Genomic DNA, 11,943 nt, shown 5'->3' on the forward strand with positions numbered 1-11,943 from the left:
AATTCGATCAGTTTGCGGTTTCGTTCGAAACCTGGGCGCGGACCTTTTCTTCGGCCATGCGCTGGGCGAACATCTGGGCGAAGTCGATCGGGTCGATCATCAGCGGCGGGAAGCCGCCGTTGCGGGTTGCGTCGGCAACGATCTGACGTGCGAACGGGAACAGCAGGCGCGGGCACTCGATAAAGAGCAGCGGCAACATGTGCTCCTGCGGGAAGCCGGCAACGCGGAAGACGCCGCCATAGGCGAGTTCAACGTTGAACAGAACGCGGTCGCCGTCCTTGGCTTCTGCGTTCAGCGAGAGCACGACGTCGAAATCGTTCTCTGCGAGCGGGTTTGCATTGACGTTGACGTTGATATTGATCGCCGGCGCCTTGTCACGGGCCTGCAGCGAACGCGGCGCGCCCGGGTTTTCGAAGGAAAGGTCCTTGATATACTGGGCGAGGATGTTCAGCGTCGGGCTCTGCTGCGCGCTGCCGTTGCCGTTGGATGCGGTATCAGTCGTCATAAGGGTTCCTCGACAAAAATAGGTGAGGCCATCTAGCATTTCGGCCTAGGGCTTACAACCCTGCGGGCCCGGCGCTTTCCAGCGGACGCGCGGCCTCCCGCTCCAAGCGGAGAGTTGAAAGAATGCTCCGGAATATGGGCGATAGCGTGCCGTTCCTGCATTCTGCCAGCATGGCTTTGGCTAGGGCCGGCGGCGATCGCCGACCTGCGGCGGGTCCTCGTCGTCCGTCCGCGAGAATTCGCCGTCTTCGAGATCGATGACGCGCGGCGAGGGGCCCGGTTCGCGCGGACGTGTCCAGCCGGCACCGGAGGCAGCGGTCACGATCGTCATTCGCTTGCGCAGGAAACCGGCAACCGCATTGCGCACGAAAGGCAAAAACAGCAGGAGGCCGATCACGTCGCTGACGAAGCCCGGCACCACCAGCAGGATCGCCGCGACGAACAACAATGCGCCGCCAAGCACCTCCCGGCCCGGGTCGCTGCCGTTGCGCGCGACTTCCTGCATCCGACGAATGACGGTAAATCCCTGGACTCTCAGCAGGATAACGCCGACAAATGCACTGGCAAGAACCAGAAGCAACGTCATCAGGAGGCCGATCTCTCGGCCAACGACAACGAAACCGGCGATCTCGGCCAGCGGAAGCCCGAAGATGGCAAGGGGGATAAGAAATGAACGCATCGATGCTGCCCGAAAATGAAACCTAGTGTCACATCCCCGTCTAAGGGTGCGACATCGCCATTTGAATGATCTATTCTTGCGGACTATATGGAATAGCCACGAGAAATTCTAACAGCGGTTCCGGGTGGAAATGGGCTCTTTTGACTTCATCACGTTTTTTTTCCTGATCGCCGCGGTGGTCATTTTCCTGCAACTGCGCAGCGTCTTGGGCCGCCGGACCGGGAACGAGCGGCCGCCGTTCGATCCGTATTCGCCACGCGACATGAGCCAAGGGCCGGATAACGGCGACAAGGGCAAGGTCGTGCAATTGCCGCGCCGCGAGAATGCGGACGAAGAAGCGAACCGCTATGAAGCGATCGACGCCTTCGCCAAGACCGGAACGACGCTGAACACCCAGCTGCGGGCGTTGAGCGATGCGGATCAGGGTTTCGATCCCAAGGAATTCGTCAACGGCGCCAAGATGGCCTACGAGATGATCGTCATGGCTTTCGCGGACGGCGACCGCAAGACGCTGAAGAATCTGCTGTCCCGCGAGGTCTATGAAGGCTTCGACGCGGCGATCACCGATCGCGAGCGCAAGGGCGAAGTCGTCAAGTCCACCTTCGTCGGCATCGACAAGGCGGACATCATTCACGCCGAAGTGAAGGACAGCGAGGAGAACATCACCGTTCGCATCGTCAGCCAGCTGATCTCGGCGACCTACGACAAGCAGGGCGGTCTGATCGACGGCGACGCCGAGTCGGTTGCGGAGGTCAACGATCTCTGGACCTTCGCGCGCGACATTCGCTCGCGGGATCCGAACTGGAAGCTGATCGCCACCGAATCCGAAAACTGAGCGGACGCGGTACCGATGTCCTATCGACTTGAGCCAGCCCGTTTCTCCGAGCTTCCGGGCTGGCAGGATGATGATCCGACCACGGTGATCGAGGCGATGCGTCGCTGTCACCAGCATGTCTCGACGGTCAAACCCTATCGCACGGGTTCTCTCGGGATTTCGGTCGACGATCTTTCGCCGGCCTTCTCCGCATCGCAGCAGCAGGTTGACAGCGCAGAGAACGCGCGGGCGTTTTTCGAAGCGCAGTTCGTCCCCTTCCGGATCGTGCCCGAGACGGGTTCCGGTTTTGTCACGGCCTTCTACGAGCCCGAGATCGATGTCCGCGCCGAACCGGACGAGACCTATCGTTATCCGCTCTACCGCCGGCCGGACGATCTGGTCGATGTCAATGATGGCAACAGGCCGGAGGGCATGGATCCCTACTTTGCATTCGGCCTCTCCGAGGGTGGACGCATCAGCGAGTATCCGGACAGGCAGGCAATCGAGCAGGGCCATCTGGCCGGCCGCGGCCTGGAGATCGCCTATGCGAAGTCCAAGGTCGAGATCTTCTTCGTTCATGTGCAGGGTGCCGCACGGCTCCGGTTCCCGGATGGTTCGCGTCGTCGCGTCACTTATTCGGCCAAGACCGGGCACTATTTCTCAGCAGTCGGCAAATTGCTGATCGAGCGCGGCAAGATCGATGCCGCCACCGTTTCGATGATGAGCATTCGTGACTGGCTGGAAGCCCATCCCGACGAGGTCGATGAAGTTCTCTGGCACAACCGGTCGTTCATCTTCTTCCGCGAGGCAGAGGTCGAGGACGAGCGGTTGGGGCCGATTGCCGCCGCCAAGGTCTCGCTCGAGCCGAACCGCTCATTGGCCGTCGATCGGTTGATCCACACTTTTGGCGTTCCCTTTTTTATCGCCAGCGGGAGCTTGACGCGACTCGATGACGGAAAGCCCTTCCAGCACCTGATGCTGGCGCTCGATACCGGCTCGGCGATTGTCGGCCCGGCGCGCGGCGATATCTTCACCGGGTCCGGTTTCGAGGCTGGCGAACGGGCCGGAGCGGTTCGCAACGCGGCCGACTTCTACGTCTTCGTTCCCAAGGCGGCCGCGGCCCGTTACGGCCATGGCTAAGGACAAGAAGCTCTCGGCCGAGGATCGCATTCTCTGGGGCAAGGTTGCCCGTTCGGCGAGACCGATGCCCGGTCGGCTCGTCGATCTCATGGAGATTCTGGCCGAGGCCGAACAGGCAAAGCCTCCGGAAGAGGCGAAGGCCAAGCAGCAGCCGCAACAGCCGGCAACGGCAGCCGAGCAGTCGGGCATAGCGCTGACGAAGAAGCCCGGCGAAAAAGTGCATCATCCTCTGGAGCGGCCGGTAAAGCGCAAGCTGGCCAAGGGGCACCTGGTGCTCGAGGGTCGCATCGACCTGCACGGCATGATCCAGAGCGAAGCGCATGGTCTTCTTCTGCAGTTTCTGCTGAGGGCGCACGAGCGGGGGCTGCGGCATGTGCTCGTCATTACCGGCAAGGGCACTTCGTTCGGCAGTGACGGCGCCTTGAAGCGAGCCGTGCCGCTCTGGTTCTCGCTTCCCGAATTCCGGCCGCTGATCTCGTCCTATGAACCTGCCGCCCGAAACCATGGCGGCGACGGCGCGCTCTATGTTCGCCTGGCGCGGGTGAGGGGCAGCGCGCTATGACGCCCTTCGGCCAGGCTCTGCGCGAACTCCGGCGCCGCAAGGGCGTGTCGCAGAAGGAGATGGCGAAGGCGATCGGCGTCTCTGCGGCTTATCTCTCGGCGCTCGAGCACGGAAAGCGCGGTGCACCGAGCTTCGATTTCCTCCAGCGCGTCACCGGCTACTTCAACGTGATCTGGGACGAGGCGGAGGATTTGTTCCGCATCGCCAATGTCTCCTCGCCGAAAACGGTGCTCGACACGTCGGGTCTGACGCCCGAGCACACCGCATTTGCAAACCGTCTGAGCGAGCAAATCCGTGCTTTGTCTCCGGAGACGATCCGCAAGCTGGAAGATGTTTTGGAAAAAGCCACATTTCCTGATAATGACAGGGGATGAATGCTTGTTTCCGGCCGCTGCCTGGCGGTCCGGGATTTGGAACCGTGGACAAATTTCCTATAGTCCGCGAGGCGTCCGAGACGTGATTCGCAACGAATCACCATGTCCGAAGAACCTGGAAAGACCCGTACCGTATGACCGATACTCCTGAAACCGCAGCCGGCGCCAGCGCCGAATATGGTGCCGATTCCATCAAGGTGTTGAAGGGCCTCGACGCCGTACGCAAGCGGCCGGGCATGTATATCGGCGACACGGACGATGGCTCCGGCCTGCATCACATGGTGTACGAAGTCGTCGACAACGCCATCGACGAGGCGCTTGCCGGCCACGCCGACGTGGTCACGGTGACGCTCAATCCGGACGGATCCGTAACCGTGACCGACAACGGTCGCGGCATCCCGACCGGCATCCATAAGGAAGAGGGTATCTCGGCCGCCGAGGTCATCATGACCCAGCTGCACGCCGGCGGTAAGTTCGACCAGAACTCCTACAAGGTTTCGGGCGGCCTGCATGGCGTTGGCGTGTCGGTGGTCAACGCGCTTTCGGTCTCCTTGAAGCTGAAGATCCGCCGCGACGGCAAGATCCACGAGATGAGCTTCACCCACGGCGTCGCCGATGGTCCGCTCGCCGTCACCGGCGATGCGGGTGACGCGACAGGCACCGAGGTGACGTTCCTGCCGAGCGCCGAGACCTTCTCCAAGACCGAGTTCGACTATAGCACGCTCGAACATCGCCTGCGCGAGCTCGCCTTCCTCAATTCCGGCGTCCGCATCATGCTGACCGACAAGCGCCATTCCGACGTCCGGCAGGACGAACTGATGTATGAGGGCGGCCTCGAAGCCTTCGTCGCTTATCTCGACCGCGCGAAGAAGCCGCTGGTGCACAAGCCGGTGGCTATCCGCGGCGAAAAGGACGGCATCACCGTCGAAGTGGCGATGTGGTGGAACGACAGCTACCACGAAAACGTGCTCTGCTTCACCAACAACATCCCGCAGCGCGACGGCGGCACGCATATGGCGGGCTTCCGGGGCGCGCTGACCCGACAAGTCACGTCCTATGCCGATACATCCGGCATCACGAAGCGGGAAAAGGTCACGCTCCAGGGTGAGGACTGCCGCGAAGGCCTGACGGCTGTGCTCTCGGTCAAGGTTCCCGATCCGAAGTTCTCGTCGCAGACCAAGGACAAGCTGGTGTCGTCGGAAGTGCGGCCGGTGGTCGAAAGCCTCGTCAACGAGGCGCTGAGCACCTGGTTCGAGGAACACCCGACCGAAGCCAAGATCCTGGTCGGCAAGGTCGTCGAAGCGGCTGCCGCCCGTGAAGCCGCCCGCAAGGCCCGCGAATTGACCCGCCGCAAGGGCGCGCTCGATATCTCGTCGCTGCCCGGCAAGCTGGCGGACTGCTCCGAACGCGATCCGGCCAAATCCGAAGTCTTCCTGGTGGAAGGTGACTCGGCCGGTGGTTCCGCCAAGCAGGGCCGGTCGCGCGAAAACCAGGCGATCCTGCCGCTGCGCGGCAAGATCCTCAACGTCGAGCGTGCGCGCTTCGACAAGATGCTGTCGAGCCAGGAAATCGGCACGCTGATAACCGCGCTCGGCACCTCGATCGGCAAGGACGAGTTCAACGCCGACAAGCTGCGCTATCACAAGATCATCATCATGACGGACGCCGACGTCGACGGCGCCCACATCCGCACGCTGCTGCTCACCTTCTTCTTCCGGCAGATGCCGGAACTGATCGAGCGCGGCCACATCTACATCGCCCAGCCGCCGCTCTATAAGGTGACGCGCGGCAAGTCGGCGCAGTATCTCAAGAACGAACAGGCGCTCGAAGATTACCTGATCTCGATGGGTCTCGAGGAAGCGACGCTGCAGCTTGAATCGGGTGAAGTCCGCGCCGGGCAGGACCTGCGCGAGGTCATCACCGACGCGCTGCGCCTGCGTAACCTCATGAACGGGCTTCACTCGCGCTACAACCGGGCGATTGTCGAGCAGGCGGCCATTGCCGGCGCGCTGAACGTCGAGCTCAACGGCCAGCGCGACGAATACGAAAAGACCGCCGCTGAAATCGCCCGACGTCTCGACGTGATCGCCGAGGAAACCGAGCGCGGCTGGACCGGTACCGTTACCAGCGAAGGCGGGCTGCGGTTCGAACGCATGGTGCGCGGCGTCAAGGAAGCCGCGGTGCTCGATATGGCGCTGATCGGTTCGTCCGATGCGCGCTACATCGACCAGCTGGCGTCGAAGCTGAAAGAAGTCTACTCGGCGCCGCCGGTATTGCGTCGCCGTGACGGCACGCAGGAGATCAGCGGCCCGCGTGCGCTTCTCGACGCGATCTTCGCCGCCGGCCGCAAGGGCCTGTCGATGCAGCGCTACAAGGGTCTGGGCGAAATGAACGCCGAGCAGCTCTGGGAAACGACGCTCGATCCGAACGTCCGCTCGTTGCTGCAGGTCCGGGTGACCGACGCCACCGACGCGGACGGTCTGTTCTCGCGCCTGATGGGTGACGAGGTCGAGCCGCGTCGCGATTTCATTCAGGAAAATGCGCTGAGCGTCGCCAACCTCGACATCTGATCGAGGCCATTGCAGAGACAAAAAGAAAATCCCGGCCTGAGAGCCGGGATTTTTGTTTGTGCTTCACTCGCCCTTGAACTGGCCCTCGAAGGCGAATTCGCCGACCGGCTTGCGCTGGCTCGGAATTTCGCGTGCGCGCAGATCGTCCGGCAATGTCGAGGGATCGGCGAGCCGGCCGATCGCAACGGCGGCTTCGACCCGGTAGTGTTCGGGGACGTTCAGGGCGTGCATTGCCTTGTCGCGATCGATGCCCGCCATGCCGTGGGTGTGCCAGCCCGCAAGCGAGGCCTGCAAGGCGAGGCTGTACCAGGCCGCCCCGGTATCGAAGGCGTGGGTATAGGCGTGCCGCATCTCGCCGTTCTGTGCTGCATTATGCGTTCTTGAAATCACGATCAGCAGTGCTGCCGCGTTCTTCGCCCAGCGTTGGTTTCCCTCGTCGAGCGTTTCGAGCAGCACCGGGAAGCGATCCGTGCCGCGACGCGCATAAACGAAGCGCCAGGGTTGGCGGTTGCTGGCAGACGGCGCCCAGCGGGCCGCTTCGAAGAAGGAAAGCAGGGTCTTTTCGTCGATTTCCTCGTTGGTGAAGGCGCGGGGCGACCAGCGCTCGATGAACATGGCATCGATCGGATGGTCAGCTTTTCTGTTGTCGGTCGCCGTCATGGACATGCCTCTTCTCGGTGTCGCGTGAACTTGGGAACGCCGCCGGACCGACGGGCGGCCCATGGTTTGATTCGTTTCGAACGCTACATGAGGACGGATGGCGAAGGAACGGGTTGGATGCACGCAAACGTGAGCGCCCGTTCGCCTAGTGCGCCTCAGGAAATTGCAGAAACGGCGACTTGGGGTCATTGCTGTTTCCAAGAAAAAAGTTGTATAAGTTCTGTAGGATTTGAGAGAGGACGGATCATGTCGTTTAAGGACCCATCATTGTTTCGCCAGGCAGCGCTTATCGGCGGCGAGTGGATCGAAGCGGACGCGGCAAACGCGATCGAGGTGAACAACCCGGCGACGGGTGAAATCATCGGTCGCGTGCCGAAGCTCGGCGCCAAGGAAACCAAGGCTGCGATCGAGGCCGCGCGTGTCGCCCAGAAGGGCTGGGCAGCGCGCACGGCCAAGGACCGCGCCGGTGTCCTGCGCAAATGGTTCGAGCTGATGATCGAGAACAAGGAGGATCTCGGCCGCATCCTGACGCTGGAGCAGGGCAAGCCGCTGGCCGAAGCGACCGGCGAAATCGTCTATGGCGCAAGCTTCGTCGAGTGGTTTGCCGAAGAGGCGCGCCGTCTCTATGGCGACCTGATCCCCGGCCACCAGCCCGACAAGCGCATCCTCGTGATGAAGCAGCCGATCGGCGTTGTCGCAGCGATCACGCCCTGGAACTTCCCCAATGCGATGATCACCCGCAAGGCCGGCCCGGCCTTTGCCGCCGGCTGCGCCATGGTGCTGAAGCCGGCCGCCCAGACGCCGTTCTCGGCGATTGCGATCGCCATTCTGGCCGAGCGCGCCGGTCTGCCGAAGGGTCTTTTCAGCGTCATCACCGGCTCGGCTCGTGAAATCGGCGCCGAGATGACCTCGAATCCGGTTGTGCGCAAGCTGACCTTCACCGGCTCGACCGAAGTGGGTGCGGAACTCTATCGCCAGAGCGCGGCCACCATCAAGAAGCTCGGCCTCGAGCTTGGCGGCAACGCGCCCTTCATCGTCTTTGACGATGCCGATCTCGACGCGGCTGTCGAAGGCGCGCTGATCGCCAAGTTCCGCAACAACGGCCAGACCTGCGTCTGCGCCAACCGCATTTATGTGCAGGACAAGGTCTATGACGCCTTCGCCGACAAGCTCGCCAAGGCGGTCGCCAAGCTGAAGATCGGCAACGGCGTCGACGAGGGCGTGATCCTCGGCCCGCTGATCGACAAGGCGGCGCTGGAGAAGGTGGAGGAACATGTCGCCGACGCCACCTCGAAGGGCGCTCGCGTCATCCAGGGCGGCAAGCGTCACACCCTCGGCGGCACCTTCTACGAGGCGACGGTTCTGGCCGATGTCACCCAGGCGATGGCGGTTGCACGCGAGGAAACCTTCGGGCCGGTCGCACCACTCTTCCGCTTCACCGACGAGGCTGATGTGGTCGAGCAGGCAAACGACACCGAGTTCGGCCTTGCCTCCTACTTCTACGCCAAGGATCTTGCGCGTGTTTTCCGTGTGGCCGAAGCGCTGGAATACGGCATGGTCGGCGTCAACACCGGGCTGATCTCCACGGCCGAAGCGCCGTTCGGCGGCGTGAAGCTTTCGGGTCTTGGCCGCGAGGGCTCGCGCTACGGCATCGAGGAGTTCACCGAGATCAAATACGTCTGCCTCGGCGGCGTCGCGTAAGATACGGTACCCAATCTGAAAAACCGGCCGGAAAGTTCTGGCCGGTTTTTTTCTTTGCCGATAGAAATCTCGTAATTGCGGGATCGAGGCATCGCTCGTCCCGTCGCATTGCAGGAGGAGACGACCCATGCCGGCACCGAAGAACCCCTTCAAAGCAGCGCTGCGCGAAAACCGCTTCCAGCTCGGGCTGTGGGTGGCGCTTGCCAGCCCCTATGCAGCCGAGGTGGTGTCCGGCAGCGGTTACGACTGGCTGCTGATCGACGGCGAGCACGCGCCGAACGACATTCCGCTGCTGTCGGCGCAGTTTCGTGCCGTCGCCGCATCGGCGAGCCACCCGATGGTTCGCCTTCCGGTGGGCGATACCGTGCTGATCAAGCAGATCCTCGACACCGGCGTGCAGACGCTCCTGATCCCCATGGTCGAAAGCCTGGCGCAGGCGCAGCAGCTGGTATGCGCCACCCGCTATCCGCCGCATGGAGTTCGCGGCGTCGGCGCCGCCCTCGGGCGCGCCTCTGAGTTCGGCCGCATCGGCGATTATCTCCAGACCGCCGGCGATGAAATCTGCCTGATCCTGCAGATCGAAAGCCGCGCAGGTCTTGCCGCCATCGACGAGATTGCCGCACTCGATGGCGTCGACGGCCTCTTCATCGGTCCCTCCGATCTGGCCGCCGACATGGGCTATCTCGGCAAGCCAGGCCATCCGGAGGTGCGCGCGGCGATTGCCGACGCGTTCGAGCGCATCAAGAAGGCCGGCAAGGCACGCGGCATCATGACGCTCGATCTCGAGCAGGCGCGCGACTATCGCGAGATGGGCGCCGATTTCATGGCGATCGGCACGGATGTCACCTCCCTCGTGCGTGCGACGACGACGCTGCGCCAGGAGTTTCTCGGCGAAGCGACGTCGGCTCCGAAGAGGCAGGAATCCGGCTACTGATCGCAGATTGCCTGGAGTTCGGGCATCGCGACGCCGGGGCTCCAGCGCCGCAAATCGACGATCCGCCGCTCGATCTTTTCGCGGTGGTGGTTGGCGATATCGCCTAGGCGGTGATCGAGGAACGGGTTTCTGAAGCGTTCCAGCGTCGCGACAATATAGTCTGCCGCTTCGCTCTCCAGGCCCTTTGCCGCAAAGGCTGGAATCACTTCGGATTGATAGATACGGTCTAGCCGCGTGGCGATGTCGGGCTCGGTCAAGATTTCCCGCACAGTCTCCTTCGGGTCGCGGCCTTGCCTAAGCCAGAGATCGGCCAGCACCGTGTGGCCGAGATTGAGGATGTGGAGCTTCAGCTTCTCGTAAGGCGTCAGGTCATCCACGAGCTTTACGCAGGGGTGGATGCATGGGGGCCGCAAGCCGGGCTGGTTTTCGATTGCCCAGAGCGCATAGGGCTCGGCAATGGCACCGGCCGGCTCGAGCGGCTCGGAGACGATGCGGTCGACCAGCGTATTCGCCCAGACGACATCCTTGTCCAGCCAGTCGGCAAAGGCTTTGTCTTTCACCCGCTCCGCCGCGAGCCGCAGCATCAGCGCCTTCAGCACGTCGCCGTTGCGCGACACGAGCTCGCAGGGAAGGATCGTCAGCGGGCGCCTTCCTGCGTCGAAGCGCGCCTTCAGGAGAAGGATCAGCTTGCCCGGAAAGGAACGTGGAATGTCCTTTGTCAGGTCGTCGTCGCCGACCTGGTAACCTGTGTCACCGGTATTGGAGATCAGGATTTCGGCGTCCTCGGCGACAATCGCCCGGATCTCGCTCCAGTTTTGGGCGGTTGAAAGCGCGCGCACGACGCTTGTCACGTGCTGCGTCGCGTCGATCCTCTCGCCTCCCTGGATGCCACGAATGATAACGGGAAAGCCCTCGGGGCGGGCGAGCGCTGCAAGCCGCCCTGACCGTTCGCTTGACCCGGTCGTCTGAACGATCGTGATCGGTCCTGCTGCCTCCCCTCTCTTCAAAGCCTCGCTGATGAAGAGATCGGCATGCGCCTGAAGGAAACGGCTCGTCCCGAATTGCACGATCGGCGTCGGCATGCATAGGCTCCGATAGCTGGCTATGGAATGGATTGGAGAAGGGTTTCGCGCGCCGACTGAAGGTGTCGCCGGCAGGCCTGTTCGGCCTTTGCCGGATCGTGCGAGCGCAGCGCTTCGATATAGGCGAGGTGTTCTTCCAGCGCCCGGGCGTTGCGCTGGCGAGCATTCGTCTTGTTCCACTGGTAGTGATAGTGGAAGACGATCGCGATGATGTCGTAGAAGTCGACGATGAACCGGTTGCTCGATGCCTTGTGCACCAGCAGGTGAAACTGCTCGTCGAGTTCGGAGAACTCCCGGTAACGGTTGTCGATGTCGGCGAGGATGTCCCGGTGCAGGGCCTCGATTTCCCGAAGCTCATCCCAGGCCGGATGGTCGTCGGGCAGGGAGACAAAGCGCGCGGCCGAGCGCAGCTCGAACATCTCGCGCACTTCTGTCAGTTCCAGCGCGAATTCGCGGGTGAAGCCTTTCAGGATCCAGTGGCTGTTCGGCCGCTTCTCGATCAGGCCGAAGCGGCTGAAGCGGATCAGGAACTCGCGCACGCTGGTCGTGCCGGTCCCGATGTCGCGTGCCAGTTCCAGTTCGTTGATCTGCATGCCCGGCTCGGCGCCACCGGCGAGAATCCGGCGCATGAAGCTGCGCTCGATGATCTCGGCGAGTGAATCCGTCTCTTCCGTCGGAAAATAATCGTCGGGCCGGGGTTGGCGCAGCACGCTCTTCTTGCGCTTGTCCCAGGCGATCAGCTGCAGTTCCTCGAAGCGGCTGAGGATCGCCCGCACCGTCGTCCGGCTGACGCCGAGCATCTGCCCGAGCTCTGGCTCGGAGGGCAGCGAGGATGTGTCCGCCAGCAGCTTCAGGCAGCGGTTATAGGCATCCTTGAATACGGTGTTCTGTTTTGCCATGGGCGACGTCCGGATCGTTCGAAG

At 62.6% G+C, this 11,943-nt stretch carries 12 protein-coding genes; 7 read left to right on the forward strand and 5 right to left on the reverse strand.

The genetic code is table 11. The features are described from left to right. Window positions 1-7: 7 nt before the first annotated feature. Both secB and M2267_RS27665 read right to left on the reverse strand, forming a co-directional pair. Window positions 8-505: a protein-export chaperone SecB gene (secB, locus tag M2267_RS27660; protein ID WP_043624236.1), complete on the reverse strand. Its 498-nt coding sequence runs from the start codon at window positions 503-505 to the stop codon at window positions 8-10. Between the two features lie 180 nt (window positions 506-685). Further along, the gene (locus tag M2267_RS27665) at window positions 686-1,183 is read right to left on the reverse strand and encodes an FxsA family protein (RefSeq protein ID WP_429119051.1); all 498 of its coding nucleotides are present in this window, start codon (window positions 1,181-1,183) and stop codon (window positions 686-688) included. Window positions 1,184-1,313: 130 nt separating this feature from the next. On the opposite strand from M2267_RS27665, the gene M2267_RS27670 reads away from it, so the two are divergent. From M2267_RS27670 to gyrB, 5 genes are all read left to right on the forward strand, one after another. After that, window positions 1,314-2,018 carry a Tim44/TimA family putative adaptor protein gene (locus M2267_RS27670; protein ID WP_043624242.1) on the forward strand — a complete coding sequence of 235 codons (705 nt, stop codon included), beginning with the start codon at window positions 1,314-1,316 and terminating at the stop codon, window positions 2,016-2,018. 15 nt (window positions 2,019-2,033) lie between these two features. Then, the gene (gene mltA / locus M2267_RS27675) at window positions 2,034-3,137 is read left to right on the forward strand and encodes a murein transglycosylase A (protein WP_429119053.1); all 1,104 of its coding nucleotides are present in this window, start codon (window positions 2,034-2,036) and stop codon (window positions 3,135-3,137) included. Continuing rightward, a complete protein-coding gene (locus tag M2267_RS27680) occupies window positions 3,130-3,699 on the forward strand; it encodes a Smr/MutS family protein (protein WP_429119055.1) in 570 nt (189 codons plus the stop codon). The genes mltA and M2267_RS27680 overlap by 8 nt, the downstream gene beginning before the upstream one ends. Beyond that, window positions 3,696-4,073, forward strand: a complete 378-nt coding sequence (locus tag M2267_RS27685) for a helix-turn-helix domain-containing protein (protein WP_043624249.1) — start codon at window positions 3,696-3,698, stop codon at window positions 4,071-4,073. Before M2267_RS27680 ends, M2267_RS27685 begins: the two co-directional genes overlap by 4 nt. A gap of 134 nt (window positions 4,074-4,207) precedes the next feature. Beyond that, window positions 4,208-6,643, forward strand: coding sequence for a DNA topoisomerase (ATP-hydrolyzing) subunit B (gene gyrB / locus M2267_RS27690; protein WP_043624256.1), 2,436 nt, complete (start codon window positions 4,208-4,210; stop codon window positions 6,641-6,643). 63 nt (window positions 6,644-6,706) lie between these two features. On the opposite strand, the gene M2267_RS27695 is transcribed toward gyrB, so the two are convergent. Continuing rightward, on the reverse strand, window positions 6,707-7,303 hold the full coding sequence (locus M2267_RS27695) for a nitroreductase family protein (RefSeq protein ID WP_043624348.1): 597 nt from the start codon (window positions 7,301-7,303) through the stop codon (window positions 6,707-6,709). A 246-nt stretch (window positions 7,304-7,549) separates the two neighbouring features. On the opposite strand from M2267_RS27695, the gene gabD reads away from it, so the two are divergent. Continuing rightward, window positions 7,550-9,004 carry an NADP-dependent succinate-semialdehyde dehydrogenase gene (gene gabD / locus M2267_RS27700; RefSeq protein ID WP_429119058.1) on the forward strand — a complete coding sequence of 485 codons (1,455 nt, stop codon included), beginning with the start codon at window positions 7,550-7,552 and terminating at the stop codon, window positions 9,002-9,004. Between the two features lie 127 nt (window positions 9,005-9,131). Next, window positions 9,132-9,938 carry an aldolase/citrate lyase family protein gene (locus tag M2267_RS27705; RefSeq protein WP_429119059.1) on the forward strand — a complete coding sequence of 269 codons (807 nt, stop codon included), beginning with the start codon at window positions 9,132-9,134 and terminating at the stop codon, window positions 9,936-9,938. Here M2267_RS27705 and M2267_RS27710 read toward each other — a convergent pair. Both M2267_RS27710 and M2267_RS27715 read right to left on the reverse strand, forming a co-directional pair. After that, window positions 9,932-11,020 carry a mannitol dehydrogenase family protein gene (locus M2267_RS27710; RefSeq protein ID WP_429119061.1) on the reverse strand — a complete coding sequence of 363 codons (1,089 nt, stop codon included), beginning with the start codon at window positions 11,018-11,020 and terminating at the stop codon, window positions 9,932-9,934. The genes M2267_RS27705 and M2267_RS27710 overlap by 7 nt on opposite strands. Window positions 11,021-11,040: 20 nt before the next feature. Continuing rightward, window positions 11,041-11,919: an FCD domain-containing protein gene (locus M2267_RS27715; RefSeq protein WP_429119063.1), complete on the reverse strand. Its 879-nt coding sequence runs from the start codon at window positions 11,917-11,919 to the stop codon at window positions 11,041-11,043. Window positions 11,920-11,943 lie beyond the last annotated feature (24 nt).

Source organism: Ensifer sp. KUDG1 (assembly GCF_050434285.1).
Lineage (GTDB): Bacteria > Pseudomonadota > Alphaproteobacteria > Rhizobiales > Rhizobiaceae > Ensifer.